General features: G+C 75.3%; 15 protein-coding genes. 6 read left to right on the top strand and 9 right to left on the bottom strand.

The window, feature by feature from the left end; genetic code table 11:
* Nucleotides 1-38: 38 nt before the first annotated feature.
* The 6 genes from ABT369_RS29110 to ABT369_RS29085 all read left to right on the top strand — a co-directional run bounded on the left by ABT369_RS29110 (nt 39) and on the right by ABT369_RS29085 (nt 5,991).
* Entirely contained in the window at nt 39-1,541 is a 1,503-nt protein-coding gene (locus ABT369_RS29110) for a PP2C family protein-serine/threonine phosphatase (protein ID WP_350616674.1), read from the top strand.
* Complete coding sequence (locus ABT369_RS29105) at nt 1,538-2,533, top strand: cobalamin B12-binding domain-containing protein (protein ID WP_350616672.1); 996 nt, start codon at nt 1,538-1,540, stop codon at nt 2,531-2,533. The genes ABT369_RS29110 and ABT369_RS29105 overlap by 4 nt, the downstream gene beginning before the upstream one ends.
* A gap of 49 nt (nt 2,534-2,582) precedes the next feature.
* Entirely contained in the window at nt 2,583-3,614 is a 1,032-nt protein-coding gene (locus ABT369_RS29100; RefSeq protein ID WP_350616671.1) for a DNA polymerase III subunit beta family protein, read from the top strand.
* Nucleotides 3,611-4,012 carry a hypothetical protein gene (locus ABT369_RS29095; RefSeq protein WP_350616669.1) on the top strand — a complete coding sequence of 134 codons (402 nt, stop codon included), beginning with the start codon at nt 3,611-3,613 and terminating at the stop codon, nt 4,010-4,012. Before ABT369_RS29100 ends, ABT369_RS29095 begins: the two co-directional genes overlap by 4 nt.
* Nucleotides 4,013-4,084: 72 nt before the next feature.
* Nucleotides 4,085-5,227 carry a thiolase family protein gene (locus ABT369_RS29090; RefSeq protein ID WP_350616667.1) on the top strand — a complete coding sequence of 381 codons (1,143 nt, stop codon included), beginning with the start codon at nt 4,085-4,087 and terminating at the stop codon, nt 5,225-5,227.
* The gene (locus ABT369_RS29085; RefSeq protein ID WP_350616665.1) at nt 5,224-5,991 is read left to right on the top strand and encodes an SDR family NAD(P)-dependent oxidoreductase; all 768 of its coding nucleotides are present in this window, start codon (nt 5,224-5,226) and stop codon (nt 5,989-5,991) included. Before ABT369_RS29090 ends, ABT369_RS29085 begins: the two co-directional genes overlap by 4 nt.
* On the opposite strand, the gene ABT369_RS29080 is transcribed toward ABT369_RS29085, so the two are convergent.
* From ABT369_RS29080 to ABT369_RS29040, 9 genes are read right to left on the bottom strand one after another with little or no spacing between them, the layout of a single operon-like run.
* Nucleotides 5,971-6,363 (bottom strand): nuclear transport factor 2 family protein, encoded by a 393-nt coding sequence (locus tag ABT369_RS29080; protein ID WP_350616663.1) that lies wholly within the window; start codon nt 6,361-6,363, stop codon nt 5,971-5,973. The two genes, ABT369_RS29085 and ABT369_RS29080, sit on opposite strands and share 21 nt — an antisense overlap.
* A complete protein-coding gene (locus ABT369_RS29075) occupies nt 6,360-7,337 on the bottom strand; it encodes a CaiB/BaiF CoA transferase family protein (RefSeq protein WP_350616661.1) in 978 nt (325 codons plus the stop codon). Before ABT369_RS29075 ends, ABT369_RS29080 begins: the two co-directional genes overlap by 4 nt.
* Nucleotides 7,334-7,645 (bottom strand): DUF4387 family protein, encoded by a 312-nt coding sequence (locus ABT369_RS29070; RefSeq protein ID WP_350616659.1) that lies wholly within the window; start codon nt 7,643-7,645, stop codon nt 7,334-7,336. Before ABT369_RS29070 ends, ABT369_RS29075 begins: the two co-directional genes overlap by 4 nt.
* Nucleotides 7,642-9,048 carry an acyclic terpene utilization AtuA family protein gene (locus ABT369_RS29065; protein ID WP_350616657.1) on the bottom strand — a complete coding sequence of 469 codons (1,407 nt, stop codon included), beginning with the start codon at nt 9,046-9,048 and terminating at the stop codon, nt 7,642-7,644. Before ABT369_RS29065 ends, ABT369_RS29070 begins: the two co-directional genes overlap by 4 nt.
* Nucleotides 9,049-9,050: 2 nt before the next feature.
* Nucleotides 9,051-10,043 (bottom strand): acyl-CoA dehydrogenase family protein, encoded by a 993-nt coding sequence (locus ABT369_RS29060; protein WP_350616655.1) that lies wholly within the window; start codon nt 10,041-10,043, stop codon nt 9,051-9,053.
* The gene (locus tag ABT369_RS29055; protein ID WP_350616653.1) at nt 10,040-11,425 is read right to left on the bottom strand and encodes a 4-hydroxyphenylacetate 3-hydroxylase N-terminal domain-containing protein; all 1,386 of its coding nucleotides are present in this window, start codon (nt 11,423-11,425) and stop codon (nt 10,040-10,042) included. The genes ABT369_RS29060 and ABT369_RS29055 overlap by 4 nt, the downstream gene beginning before the upstream one ends.
* A 21-nt stretch (nt 11,426-11,446) precedes the next feature.
* A complete protein-coding gene (locus ABT369_RS29050) occupies nt 11,447-12,592 on the bottom strand; it encodes an acyl-CoA dehydrogenase family protein (RefSeq protein WP_350616651.1) in 1,146 nt (381 codons plus the stop codon).
* Nucleotides 12,589-13,350 carry a crotonase/enoyl-CoA hydratase family protein gene (locus tag ABT369_RS29045; RefSeq protein ID WP_350616649.1) on the bottom strand — a complete coding sequence of 254 codons (762 nt, stop codon included), beginning with the start codon at nt 13,348-13,350 and terminating at the stop codon, nt 12,589-12,591. The genes ABT369_RS29050 and ABT369_RS29045 overlap by 4 nt, the downstream gene beginning before the upstream one ends.
* On the bottom strand, nt 13,350-14,123 hold the full coding sequence (locus ABT369_RS29040; protein ID WP_350616647.1) for an SDR family NAD(P)-dependent oxidoreductase: 774 nt from the start codon (nt 14,121-14,123) through the stop codon (nt 13,350-13,352). The genes ABT369_RS29045 and ABT369_RS29040 overlap by 1 nt, the downstream gene beginning before the upstream one ends.
* Between the last annotated feature and the right edge of the window lie 36 nt (nt 14,124-14,159).

The following is a 14,159-nucleotide window of genomic DNA, read 5'->3' as shown; positions in this document are numbered from 1 at the left end:
GCTCGCAGGGAACGCGACGGCCACGGATTGGACAACCAATGAACGCACCGCTGGGTGCGCCCGACACGGCCGCGCCCGCTCTGGTCCAGCTTCTCGACCATCTCGACGAGGGCGTCCTGCTGTGTGACGACGCCGGGATCGTGCTCTACCGCAACCCCGCGGCGGCTCGCCGGCTGCCCGCGGTGGCGGTCGGTGGATCGATGCCCGACGACCTGCGCGGACGCCGGGTCGAGCTCGGTGCCGGACAGGTGGCGTGGTATCTCCAACGAGCCTCCGATCGAGCCTCTGAACAGGCAAACGACCACGCGACCTTCCTGGCCGCCACCGCGCGGCGCCTCGGCGGCATGCTCAACGCCGACCGGGTCTGCCGCGCCACCGTCGAGCTGGCGGTGTCCTCGCTCGCCGGGGCCGCGCTGCTCGTGCTGCCCACCCGCCGCGGCCGCGCCCGCTGCTGGCACGCGGCCGGCTCGGCGCCGGTGCGGCAGGACCAGGTGGCCCTGGCCGCGCTGCCGGCCGCCGTGCAGGACACGCTCGACGGCAACCCGGTCGCGCAGCCGTTCCTGTGGCCGGGCGGCACCCCGTTCCTCGGCGGCGAGGCGACGCCGGCCGCCTGGGTCGTGCCGATCCTCGCCGCGGGTGCCCCGGCCGCCGCGCTCGTGGTCACCGAGGTCGGCGATCTGGCCCTGCTGGAGGACTTCGCGGCCCGCGTCGGCGCCGCGCTGGAGGCCGCGCAGCTCTACGCGGCCCAGTCCCGGGTCGCCGCGACGCTGCAGGAGAGCCTGCTGCCCGAGCCGCCGGCCCCGGTCGCCGGGCTGAACTGGGGGACCGCCTACCGCCCGGCCCGCTCCACGATGCACATCGGCGGCGACTTCTACGGCGCGCACCCGATCGCCGGCGGCGCCATGTTCTTCCTCGGCGACGTGTCGGGCAAGGGCGTCGACGCGGCCGTGCTGACCGGCCAGGTCCGGCACAGCCTCCGCGCGCTGCGCCGCATCGAGGAGGACCCGCAGCGGCTCCTGCACGTGCTCAACGACATGCTGCTCGAGGGCGTCTCCGACGGCCGGTTCGCCACGATGGTCCTCGGCACCGCCCAGCCCCGCCCGGGCGGCGGGATCCGGCTCACGCTGGCCGGCGGCGGGCACCTGCCCCCGCTCGTGCTGCGCGCCGACGGCACCGTCGAGACGGTCGCCCTGCGCGGGATGCTCGTCGGCGTCACCGACGAGCCGGTCTTCGGCCGGCGCAGCCTGCACCTCGCGCCCGGCGAGACCTGCCTGCTGTTCACCGACGGCGTCACCGAGGCGCGGGGCGGGCACCGGGGCGCCGAGATGTACGGGCTGCGCCGCCTCACCACCGCGCTCGCGGGCTGCGCCGCCATGCCGGCGCCGGCCCTGGCCGAGCGGGTCGAGCAGCTCGCGATGGACTGGCTCGGCGGCCGCGAGCACGACGACATCGCGGTGTTCGCCGTTCGCGCCGAGCCCGTCCGCACGTCCCCGCGCCACCTGCACTCGGTGCACCAGGCCGCGACGGTGACCGTGTCGTGAGCCCCTACGACGACTACCTCGCCTGCCTCGCCGAGGCCGACGAGGAGGGAGCCGTCGCGGTGGCCCGCGGGCTGGTGGACGCCGGCACCGACGCCGAGCGGGTGCTGCTCGAGCTCGTCGCGCCGGCCCAGCGGCAGGTCGGCGAGTGGTGGCAGCGCAACGAGTGGAGCGTCGCCCAGGAGCACGCGGCCACGCACATCAGCGAGCGCGTCGTCGCCGTGCTGGGCCACGGCGCCCGCGCGACCGGCAAGGGCCGGGTCGTCGTCGCCTGCCTCGACGGGGAGTGGCACGCGCTGCCCGCCCGGATCGTCGCCGAGGTGCTGCGGCTGCGCGGCTGGCAGGTGACGTTCCTCGGGGCCAGCGTGCCGGTGGCGCACCTGGTGTCCTACCTGCACCAGCAGGACGTCGACGCCGTCGCGCTCAGCTGCGCCCTGGCGCCGCGCCTGCAGGCCGCGCACCGGGCGGTGCAGGCCTGCCGGCGCGCCGAGGTGCCGCTCATCGTCGGCGGGCGCGGCTTCGGCCCGGACGGCCGCTGGGCCCGGGCGATCGGCGCGCACTGGGCCGCCGACGCCACCGGGGCCGCGGACCTGCTGGACGACCCGGCCGCGCTGCGCACCGAATCCGCCGGCTCCCTCGCCCACCTCGCCGACGACGAGCACACCGCGCTGCTCAAGCGCCGCGGCGACCTCGTGGACGAGGCGGCCGCCGAGCTGCAGCGCCGGTTCCCGCCGATGCGCGACTACTCCGACGCCCAGCTCGACGCGACCATGGCCGACCTGGCGCACATCGTCGACTTCCTCGCGGCGGCCGTCTACGTCGACGACCCCGAGCTGTTCACCGGGTTCCTCGCCTGGACGGGGGAGGTGCTGGCGAGCCGCGGGGTGCCGGCCGCGAGCCTGGCGATCCCGCTGGAGCGCTACCGCGGCATGCTGTACGACTTCCCCCGCACCGGCACGATGATCGACGCGGGACTGGCGCAGCTGCGGCGGTAGACGCGCACGGCGGAGCGCGCTTGACCTTCGGGTTGGTTGAAGGCCCAGGATGAAGGGCGTGGAGGAATACGAAGAGCGGGTGAGCATCGGGGCGTTCGCGCGCGCCGCGGGCGTGACGACGAGCGCGCTGCGTTTCTACGACGAGTGCGGGCTCGTGCGCCCGGCTTTCGTGGACGCGGGCACGGGCTACCGGTACTACTCGCTCGGCCAGCTCGACGACGTGCTGTTCATCCGGCGGCTGCGCGAGGCCGGCCTGCCGCTCGTCGACGTGCGGCGGGTGCTCGACGGGCCCGCCGACGAGGCCGAGGCGCTGCTCACCCGGCACCTGCGCGCGATGGAGGAGGCCGTCGCGGCCACCCGGGAGCTGCTGCGCGGGCGGGGGCTCGCGGTGCGCGGGGCGCTGCTCGCGGAGGCGATCGGGCAGGTGAGCCCGGCCGCGGCCGCGGGCGGGGAGTTCCCGGTGCTGGGCGGGGTGCTGTTCGAGGCGGCCGAGGGCGAGGTGCGGCTGGTGGCGACCGACCGGTACCGGCTCGCGATCCGCTCGCTGCGCGCGTCCGGCTCGGCGTCGCCGGCCCGGGCCATCGTCGCCGTCGCGCGGCTGGAGGAGGCGCGGCCGTGGATCGCGGGCCAGGACACCGTCCGGCTGCACATCGGCGGCGGCGAGGTCCGGCTCGGGGATCGGGTGCTGCCGGCGATGCCGGGGGAGTTTCCCGAGTACCGCGCCATCCTCAACGGCCTGCCCGAGCCGGTCGTGCGCGTCGTCGCGCCGCGGGAGGCCCTGCTGCGCGCCCTCGGCGATGATCCCGGCGAAGACCCCGCCGATGACCCCGGCGCGGGCATCGACCTCACCGTCGACGGCGGGCTGCACGTCGGCGGCGCGGCCGTCCCGGCGGAGGTCAGCGGCGGCCCGATGGCGCTGCGGTTCCAGTTCCGGACGCTGTACCCGTCCATCGCCGCGAGCATCGGCCCCGACGTCCTGCTGCGGATCGCCGCGCCGGATCTCCCCGTGGTCGTGCGCTCCGCCGACGACACGGACTTCACGACCCTGGCCATGCCGACGAAGACGAAGGAGCACGCATGAGCGACGACATCATGGCCCGGGTGGGCGCCGCGATGGAGCTCGACCGGCCCGAGGCGCGTGACGCCCTGGCCGCCCTCTGGGACGAGACCGGGGACGCCCTGCCCCGGTGCGCCATCGCGCACTACGCGGCCGACCGGCAGGACGACGCCGAGGCGGAGCTCGCCTGGGACGAGCGCGCCCTGGAGGCGGCCGCCGGGCTCCCTGCCGAGCAGCGCAACAGCTTCCTGCCCTCGCTGCACCTGAACCTGGGTGACGTACACCGGCGCCTGCACCACGTCGAGGCCGCCCGCGAGCACCTGGAGGCCGCCCGGGCCAACGCGCACCACCTGCCGCCGGACGAGTACGGCGCGATGATCCGCGGCGGCATCGAGAACCTGGCGCGGACTCTGGGCGCGTGAGATTGGCCGTGCCTATCGACCGATCCGCGGTTCGTCTTTGTGCGCGCGGCGGCGGCCCGGTGGGATGGGACCATGGAGTCCTCGCGTGATGCGGTGATCGTCGACGCCGTGCGTACCCCGATCGGCAAGCGCAACGGCGCCCTGGCCGAATGGCACCCCGTGGACCTGGCCGCCGAGGTGCTCAACGCACTCGTCGCGCGGACCGGGATCGAGCCGGCCGCCGTCGACGACGTGATGTTCGGGTGCGTCAACCAGCTCGGCGACCAGTCCACCAACGTCGGCCGGATGGCGGCCCTCGCGGCCGGGTGGCCCGAGGCGGTGCCCGGCGTGACGATCGACCGGGCGTGCGGCTCCAGCCAGCAGGCGCTGCACTTCGCGGTCGCGAGCGTCCTGTCCGGGATGGCCGACATGGTCGTCGCGGGCGGGGTGGAGATGATGACGCGGGTGCCGCTCGGCTCGGCCCGCTCGACCGGCATGCCCTACGGGCCGAAGGTCCGGGCCCGCTACGCGCGCGAGGCGTTCAGCCAGGGCGAGGGGGCCGAGATGCTCGCCGAGCGGTACGGCCTGTCCCGCACCGCCTGCGACGAGTTCTCGGTCCGCTCGCACAGCCTCGCGGCCGCGGCCACCGACGCCGGCGCCTTCGCGGGCCAGCTCGTCGCGCTGGCGTCCCTGAGCGCCGACGAGGGCATCCGGCGCACGTCCACAGTGGACACACTGGCGAACCTCAAGCCGGCGTTCCGTGAGGACGGGGTCATCCACGCCGGGAACTCGTCGCAGATCTCCGACGGCGCCGCGGCCATGCTCGTGACCACGAGCGAGCGGGCCCGCGCGCTCGGGCTGCGGCCGCTCGCGCGCTTCCACAGCGGCACCGTCGTCGGCGACGACCCCGTCGTGATGCTCAGCGCGCCCTGGCCGGCCACGCACAAGGTGCTGGCCCGGGCCGGCCTCGGCATCGACGACATCGGCGCGTTCGAGATCAACGAGGCGTTCGCGCCCGTCCCGCTGGCCTGGCTGGCCGAGACCGGGGCGAAGCCGGAGCGCCTCAACCCCCTCGGCGGCGCCATCGCGGTCGGGCACCCGCTCGGCGCGTCCGGCGCGATCCTCATGACCCGGCTGCTGCACCACATGCGGGACAACCGGATTCGGTACGGCCTGCAGTCCATGTGCGAGGCCGGCGGCATGGCCAACGCGACCATCGTCGAGCTGCTCCCATGACGGACCTGCACGGTCGCCGGGTCCTGGTGACCGGCGGATCCCGAGGCATCGGGCGGGCGATCGTCGAGGCGGCCGCGGCGGCCGGCGCGCACTGCGCGGTGCTCTGCCGCAACCCCGCCGCCGCGCGGGGCCTGCCCGCGCGCTCGGTGCACGCGGCCGACATCACCGACCCGGACGCGTGCGAGCGCGCCGTGCGCGAGGCCGCCGACGCCCTCGGCGGCCTCGACGTCGTGGTGAACAACGCCGCCCGCGTCTCCGGCGGCGTCGCCGACGGGCTGTTCACGACCACGGACAGGCTGCTGCGGGCCGACTTCGAGGAGAAGGTCGTCGGATACCTGCGCGTGGTGCGCGCCGCGACCGCCGCCCTGCGCGCGAGCGGCTCCGGCCGCGTGGTGAACATCGGCGGGGAGGCGGCCCGGATCGCCCGGCACAACGTGAGCTCCGGCGTGCGCAACGCCGCCCTCGTGCACCTCACCCACTCGATGGCCCGGGAGCTGGGCCCGCACGGGATCACCGCGAACGTCGTGCAGCCCGGAGTCGTGCTCACCCCCGACGTGCGGGCGATGCTCCTGGCCGGCGCGCCGGACGGCACCGACCCGGACGAGCACCTGCGCAAGCTCGCCGCGCGGCAGTCGCTGCGCCGGTTCGCCGAGCCGGCCGAGGTCGCCGCGGTCGTGGTCTTCCTGGCGTCCGCCTCGGCATCGGGCCTGACCGGCCAGGTGCTGACCGTGTCGGGCGGAACCTCAGCCGCGGTGCACTACTGAGAGCCGCTTGGCCGCGAACACGAGCCCGCCCGGCGTCCGCCGCAGCAGGTCGTGGTAGCGGCCCCAGGTCTGCACGATCCGGTCCGGCGCGGGCCGCGACATCGCGTGGAACAGCGCCTGCACCGGGAACGGGTCGCCGTCGCCGAGCACCTCCACATTGGACACCAAGTGCATGACCGGGCCGGGGTTGGCCGCCCAGTAGCGGGTGAACACCGCCACGAACTCCTCGGCGCCCGTGCGCGGTACCCCGTCGGCGCCGACGAACTCCACGTCGTCGGCGACGATGGAGCGCAGCAGGCCGGGGTCGCGATCGTCGACGCCGCGGCAGTAGGCGGCCTGCAGCGCCGCGACCTCGAGCACGAGCGGGTTCATGAGGCCATCATCCTCGACGCGAGCGCGGGATGGGCGGGCGCCTCGCCGGGCGTCAGCACCGGGGTCACGCAGGCGTCGACGTCCTCGAACGCCCGCTCCCACTCGGCGCGGGTCCGCGCGGCGAAGATGCGGGCCAGCTCCTCCCGCTGGGCGGGCCAGCGCGCGCGGTCGTGCTGGGGCCAGTCCGCGGGGTCGAGGCCGAGGGTCGCGAGCAGCGCCGCGTAGAACGCCGGCTCCAGGGCACCGACGGCCATGAAGCCGCCGTCGGCGGTCCGGTAGGTGCGGTAGCACGGGGCCCCGCCGTCGAAGATGTTCGACTCCCGCTCGTCCGTCCACAGCCCCGCCGCGCGCATGTCGCGCAGCAGCGTGGTCAGCGAGACGACGGCGTCGAGCATCGCCACGTCGAGCACCGCGCCGCGGCCGGTGCGGGTCCGCTCCAGCAGCGCCGCGAGGACCCCGATCACCAGGTACGTCCCGCCGCCGCCGAAGTCCGCGAGCAGGTTGAGCGGCGGCAGGGGCGGCCGGTCGGCGGGGCCGGTCGGGTGCAGTGCCCCGGCGACGGCGAGGTAGTTGATGTCGTGCCCGGCCCGGTGCGCCCAGCCGCCGTCGTGGCCCCAGCCGGTCATGTGGACGTAGACGAGCGCCGGGTGCTCGGCGCACAGCGCGGCCGGGCCGAGCCCGAGGCGGTCGACGACGCCGGGGCGGTAGGGGTCGACGAACACGTCCGCGTCCGCGACGAGCCCGCGGACCGTCGCGAGGCCCTCGGCGGACTTGAGGTCGGCCGTGACCGTCCGGATGCCGGCGTACCGCGAGTCGAGGCGGACCGGCAGCCCGGAGACCCCGTCGCCGCCGCCCGGGCGATCCACCCGTACGACGTCGGCACCCAGATCCCGCAGCAGCATGCCGGCGAACGGGGACGGGCCCGCCCCCGCGAGCAGCACGGCCCGGACGCCGGCGAGCGGGCCGCGGCTCACGGGCGGCGCAGCGACAGCAGCGGCACGAACTGGGCCGCGCTGTCCAGGTCGGTGTCGTCGGGGCCGCCGGCGACCGTCCGGCGCGGCATCGTCACCTTGATGGCGTTCGCCGCCGGGTAGTCGATGACCTGCACGGTGGCCGGGTCCACGCGCAGCAGGGCGGCGACCGCCCCGGCCGTGATGGCGCCGGAGTCGCGCCAGGACCGGTACGCCTCCTCGGTGCGGAACACCATGTCGGCCGAGACCAGGAAGGCGCCCGCGTTGCGGGTCCGGAACGTGCTGCAGTCGCTGCGAATGTCGTCACTCATGACGTGACCATCTCCCGGGTGCCGGCCGAGTCGGAGACCTCGAGCGTGAAGGGTTCCATCGGGTGATCGAGCGCCGCGGCGTGCCAGACGCTCCAGGTGAAGACCGGCCCGACGTCCACGACCGAGGGGGCGTAGGCGAGGGCGCCGTTGGCGGAGTTGGCGACGCCGGGCACCCGCACGCCGTGCATGAAGAACGGCATCGCGCCGGAGACGATCTCGTGCGCGAGCTCCTGCTCGGCCGCGACGGCCTCGGCGACGAGCCCGATCTCGTAGCAGCCCTCGTACCCGTTCGCGGCGTTGGGCTCGGCGTCACCGAGCACGGCGTCGTAGCCGTAGCGGCGGAAGCCGAAGGTGTACGCGTCGCGGTCGAGCCCGTAGCGGTCCTGCGCGGTGCGGTGCACGAGGTCGGTGATGGCCGCGGTGTACTCGGCGACGTTGCCCACCACGGCGGGGTCCCGGACGCCGAAGAGGCACATGCTGCGGTAGCCGAGCTGGTCCACGCCCTCCAGGCGCACGCTGTAGGGCTCGGGCCGGAACGTCGCGCCCTCCACCCGCACCGAGTGCTCGTCGAGCTGGATGTAGCGCGCGGCGGAGGTGTCGAGGGTGCCCGGCGGCTCGCGCAGCAGGTAGGGCGTGGCGTTCTCGTACAGCATCTGCGCGGCGACCGACCGCACCGTGCAGCGGGAGCGGCCGCCGACCGGGCGCACGGTGAAGCCCTCGTCGTCGACCTCGCCGACGATGCACTCGCCGGCCCCGATCGGCTCCTCGATGGCGTACCCGCACTCGACGGTCTTGCCCATGTGCCAGGCCGGCCCCGGCGCGATGCCGCGCATCAGCGGTACCGCGGCGTAGATGGCCGCGTCCGACGAGCGGCCGGCGAGCACGATCTGCGCGCCGGCGTCGAGGGCCTCGGCGTAGGGCTCGGGGCCCATCATCGCCACGATCCGGGCCGCGCGCCCGACGTCCTGCTCGGTCAGCTCCGGCCGGCCGTCGAGGCCCCACGTCTGTCCACTGCGGACCTTGCCCAGCACCCAGTCCTTCGGCTGCTCGGTGCGGATCGTCGCGATGCGGGCGGTGCGGCCGCCCGCGGCGAGGATGTCCTCGACGATGCCGCGGAACCAGGTCAGCCCGGCGTCGCTGCCGGTGAACCCGGCCGAGCCGATCAGCAGCGGCACCCCGATGTCGAGCGCGCCGAGCACCATGCGCTCGAGGTCGCGGCGGGTCTGCCGGTAGCCGGCCCAGGACTTCGCCGCACCCAGGTAGTAGGGGCCCCAGTCGGTGGAGCCGGCGTCGCAGGCGATGAAGTCGGGCTCGGTCCGCAGGGCGGCGCGGAACGACTTCGTGGAGAAGCCGCCGCCCATGACGGCGGCGGGTGCGATGAAGCGCACCTTGGAACTGGGCATGGTCACTCCTCGTCGAGCAGTGCGAACAGTGCACGGCGGTGCTGGTCCGGGGTCCCGGCGAGCACCGCGGCGGCGTGCGCGCGGCGCAGCAGGACATGGGCCGGGTGCTCCCAGGTGAAGCCGATCCCGCCGTGCAGCTGGATGGCCTCGGTCGTGATGGTCACGGCGGCCTCGGCGGCCTTGACGGCGAGCGTGTGCGCGCCGGCCGCGTCGCCGCCCCGGCGCACGGCGAACTCGGCGGCCGAGCGGGCCACCTCGAGCGTCACCGTGAGGTCGGCGAGCTTGTGCTGCATCGCCTGGAACGCGCCGATGGGCCGGCCGAACTGGTGGCGGGTCCTGGCGTGCTCGACGGTGAGCTCGAGCGCGTGCCCGGCGACGCCGACGCACTCGGACCCGAGTGCCAGCCAGGTGGCGAGCTCGGCCCGGCGGACGGCCTCGGCGGCCCGGTCGCCCTCGGCGAGCACGGTCGCCGGGGTGTCGCGGAACTCGGCCCGGTAGCCGGGCCGGCTCAGGTCCAGCGAGGGCAGCGCGGTGAGCGTCGCGCCGGCGTCCACCCGGCACAGCACCGGGGTGCCGCCGGCGTCGGCCGGCACCAGGAGCGGGCCGGGCGGCGCGGCGAGGATCGGCCCGACGGTGCCGGTGAGCGTCACGGCACCGTCCACCGTGGACGCCCGCACGCGCGTGGCCGCGAAGGGCCGGTGGGCCAGCGTCGCCGCGGTGGCGGGCGGGAGGTCCAGCGTGGACAGCGCGGTGGCGGCCGCGACCGCGGTGGGCACGAACGGGCCGCCGACGACGGCCCGGCCGAGCTCGGCCGCGACCGCGACCAGCTCGGCGGGGCCGAGGCCGAGGCCGCCGTGCGACTCGGGGACGAGCAGCCCGGCCAGGCCCAGCTCGTCGCGCAGCCGCGGCCAGACCGGCTCGGCCTCGACCGGCTTCGCGTGCGCGGCGAGGAAGTCCCGCAGCGCCGCGCCGAGCTCCGCCGCCGTCTCGCTCACGAGAGGTCCTCGATCCCGCAGATCCGGCGGGCGAGCTCCTTGGCGTGGGCCATGTCGTAGTGCTTCTCGACGATGAGCCGCTGCGCGTGCAGGCCGCCGCCGCCCTGCAGGATCGTCACGCTCTGCCAGCCGCCGAACGTGTCGGCGGTGAAGTCGCGGATGCCGTGGAACAGCCGCATCCGGTGCTCGGCGCCGACGCCCTCCATGGTGCGCATGTACTTCGCCACGAACGCGCCGGTCTCCGGGCTGCGCAGGTCGTCGAGCATCGGGGCGGTGAGCACGCTGCCGCCGGCGATGTCGTGCAGGTTGCGCACCATCTCGGCGTAGTTGGCGGCGGCGAAGTACTTGGCCGCGTTCGTCATGAGCTCGTCCGGCGACGCCCAGCCCTCGGGGGTGAACTGGGCGTTGTTGACCGCCGCCTCCAGCCCGGCCCGGACCATGGTCGCGTAGTTGATCAGCTCGGCGATCTTCTGCCGGATGTGCGGGATGCGCTGCAGCCCGTTGGCCTCGGCCACGAGCTGGGCCATCCCGACGAGCGTGTCGGCCATCTCGACGTAGTGCGCGACGCTGCCGATGCGCTCCCACAGGCCGAGGGAGTGGGCGAAGGTGGCGGAGTGCTCGACCTCGCCGTCGAGGAAGACGCGCTCGTTGGGCACGTACACGTCGTCGAAGATGACGAACCCCTCGGCCATGTTGCGCCGGCCGCTGTAGGGGAAGTAGTCGGCGGGCAGGTCGGGCCGCGGGGCGTAGGTCGTCGCGATGATCTTCACGCCGGGTGCGCCGACCGGGACCGCGCACGCGATCGACCAGTCCTCCTCGCCGGGCTTCATCCGCTTGGTCGGCATCACGATGAGGTCGTGGTCGATCGGGGCGCCGGTGATGTGCAGCTTCGCGCCGCGGATGACCACGCCGCCGGAGTCGCGGCTGACCACCCGGACGTAGAGGTCCGGGTCGTCCTGCTTCATCGGCGACAGGGCCCGGTTGCCCTTGGCGTCGGTGATCGTCTGCACGCAGCGCAGGTCGGCGCGCTTGGCGTGCTCGAAGTACGCCATCACCCGGTCGGCGTACTGCGGCAGCTGCGAGCGGATGCGGCTGGCCGCGGTCATGAGCATGAGCAGGCTCACCGACGTCGTGCGGGTCGGGTTGGCCCACTTGAGCTGCTCGACCTCCTGGTAGCGCAGGTCCTCGACGCTGCGCGGGATGAAGAACAGGGGGCCGAACGCGTCCTCGCCCGGCCGGTGGAACTCGTCGTAGTTCGCCGCGGTCATGGCGATGCTCTGCCGCAGCAGGGGCTCCTCGGTGACGTCCTCGATCGGCCGGCCCGCGATGTAGACCCGGCGGCCGTCGCGGAGGCTCTGCCGGTACTGCTCCCCGGTCATCATGATGCTGCGGTCCCTTCGAAATCAGTCGCGCCGGTCGCGGGGCAGGCCGAGCACGCGCTCGGCGACGATGCCCCGCTGGATCTGGTCGGTGCCGCCGGCGATGCGCTGCGCGGGCGAGCTGAGCAGGAAGCCGGCCCAGGCGGTCGCGCCCGGGGCGTCGCCGGCGACGAGGTCCGGGCCGAGCAGCCGCGCGGCGGCCCGGCCGTAGAAGCCGAGGTCGTCGACGAGGGCGAGCTTGCCGACGGACGGCGACAGCGCGCCGGCCGCGACCCGGTCGGCGGTCACGCCGGCGAGCCGTTCGCGGATCCACGCCTCGGCGAGCAGCTCCCGCTCGGCGTCCCCGAGGTCCGGGGCGGTCCCGGCGAGGGCGCGCAGGCGGCGGTACGGCCGGCTGAGGTAGGTCTTGTCCCGGCTGCCCATCGCCGTGCGCTCGCTGGTCAGCGTGGACATCGCGACCGCCCAGCCGGCGTCGGGCGGGCCGAGGCGGTCGCGGTCGGGGATGCGCACGTCGTCGAAGAAGACCTCGTTGAAGTGGCTCTCGCCGTTGATCTGGCGGATGGGGCGCACGGTGATGCCGGGCCGGTCCATCTCCACCAGGAAGGCCGTGATCGACCGGTGGCGCTCGGCGGGCGGGCCGGTGCGGGCCAGCAGCTCGCCGACGTCGCTCAGGTGCGCCCAGGACGACCAGACCTTCTGCCCGTTGATCACCCACTCGTCGCCGTCGCGCACCGCGGTGCAGCGCAGCGAGGCGAGGTCGGAGCCGGCCTCGGGCTCGGAGAACAGCTGGCAGGCGAGCTTCTCGCCGCGCCAGAGCGCCCGGACCCAGCGCGCCCGCTGCTCCGGCGTGCCGTGGGCGAGGATCGTGGGGGCGACGATGCGGCGGCTGACGGTGAAGTACGCCTGGTCGGGCAGCGCGTAGGCGTGGAGCACGTCGCGCAGCGCGTTGGCGGTGTCCGGGTCGAGGCCGAGGCCGCCGTGCTCGACCGGCCCGTCGAACCAGGCCAGCCCGGCATCGAACAGCCGCCGCTGGAACGCCATCGACGCCGGGAGCCCGCCGTCGCCGCCGCCCGGCTCGTCCACCAGGGCGGCGGGGTCGCGGCGGGCCAGGCCCTCGGCCGCGGCGAACGCGTGGATGCGGGCCGCCAGCTCGTCGAAGGTCGCGGTCATCGCCCGGCCCAGTCCGGCGTGCGGCGCTCGGCGAAGGCGCGGGCGCCCTCGGCCGCGTCGGCGGAGGCGAAGACCGGGTCGAACCACTCGTCCTGGCGCGTGAACCCCTCGTCGTCGGGCCAGTCGGGGCCGCGGCGCACCACCTGGACGCTGGCGGCGACGGCGAGCGGCGCGTTGGCCGCGACCGCCTGGGCCAGCTCGACCGCGGCGGCGAGCGCGCCGCCGGACGGGGTGACCCGGTTGACGAGCCCGTGCCCGGCCGCGCGCGCGGCGTCGATCGGCTGCCCGGTGAGCACCAGCTCCATGGCCAGGGCGTAGGGGAGCCGGCGGGGGAGGCGGAACGCGCCGCCGCCCCGGGCCGCGAGCCCGCGGGTGACCTCGGGCAGCCCGAAGCGGGCGTCCTCGGCGGCCACCACGAGATCGCAGGCGAGCACCATCTCGAACCCGCCGCCGAGCGCCCAGCCCTCGACGGCGGCGACGACCGGCGTGCGCGGCGGGGCCTGCACGAACCCGGCGAAGCCGCGGCCGGGCACGCTCGGGCGGCCCTGCTCCGGGAAGTCGCGCAGGTCCATGCCGGCGCAGAACGTGCCGCCCGCGCCGGTGAGGACCACGACGCGTACGGCCGCATCGGCATCCAGCGCCGTGATCGTCTCGGCGATCGTCTCGGCCGTGGCCCGGTTGATCGCGTTGCGCCGGTGGGGGCGGTTCACCGTGATGACGGCGACGTGCCCCCGCCGCTCGAGGAGGACGTCGCCCATCAGCGCGGCGCCATCCGGATCGCGCCGTCGAGCCGGATCGTCTCCCCGTTGAGGTAGCCGTTGGTCAGCATGTGCACCGCGAGCGCGGCGTACTCCTCCGGCTGCCCCAGCCGCTTGGGGTGCGGCACGCTCGCGGCCAGCCCGGCCCGCAGGTCGTCGCGCAGCCGCCCGAGCATCGGGGTGTCGAACACCCCCGGGGCGATCGTGTTGACCCGGATGCCCCGGCTGGCGAGATCGCGCGCGGTGGTGATGGTGATGCCGTGCACCCCGGCCTTGGCCGCGGTGTAGGACGCCTGCCCGATCTGCCCCTCGAACGCGGCGACCGACGCGGTGAGCACGCACGCGCCGCGCTCGCCGTCGACCGGCTCGGTCTCGGCGATCGCGGCCGCGACCAGGCGCAGCACGTTGTAGGTGCCGACGAGGTTGACCCGCACCACCTCGGCGAAGCCCTCGATCGGCGCGGGGACGCCCTGCTTGTCCAGGATGCGCAGGCGGTCGCTGCCGCGGCCGGCGCAGTGCACCAGCCCCCGCACGGGCCCGCGCGAGCGGGCCACGTCCACGGCCGCCGACATCTCCTCGGCCGAGGTGATGTCCGCGGCGACGAACGTCGCGGCCGGGCCGAGCGCCTTCGCCTCGGCGGTGCCGGTCTCCGTCGCGGTGGGGAGGTCGACCAGCACCACGGTCGCGCCCCCGGCGACGAGCCGGCGCGCGGTGGCCAGGCCGAGACCGGAGGCCCCGCCGGTCACCACGACGGTGGCGTTGTCCAGATTCACGTTCGCTTCTCCTGCCGCCAATCAATCGACTCACCG

Origin of the sequence: Dactylosporangium sp. NPDC000244 (genome assembly GCF_040300725.1) — a bacterium.
In the GTDB taxonomy this organism is placed as follows: Bacteria; Actinomycetota; Actinomycetes; order Mycobacteriales; family Micromonosporaceae; genus Dactylosporangium.
This window is presented reverse-complemented; position numbering and strand designations above follow the sequence as displayed.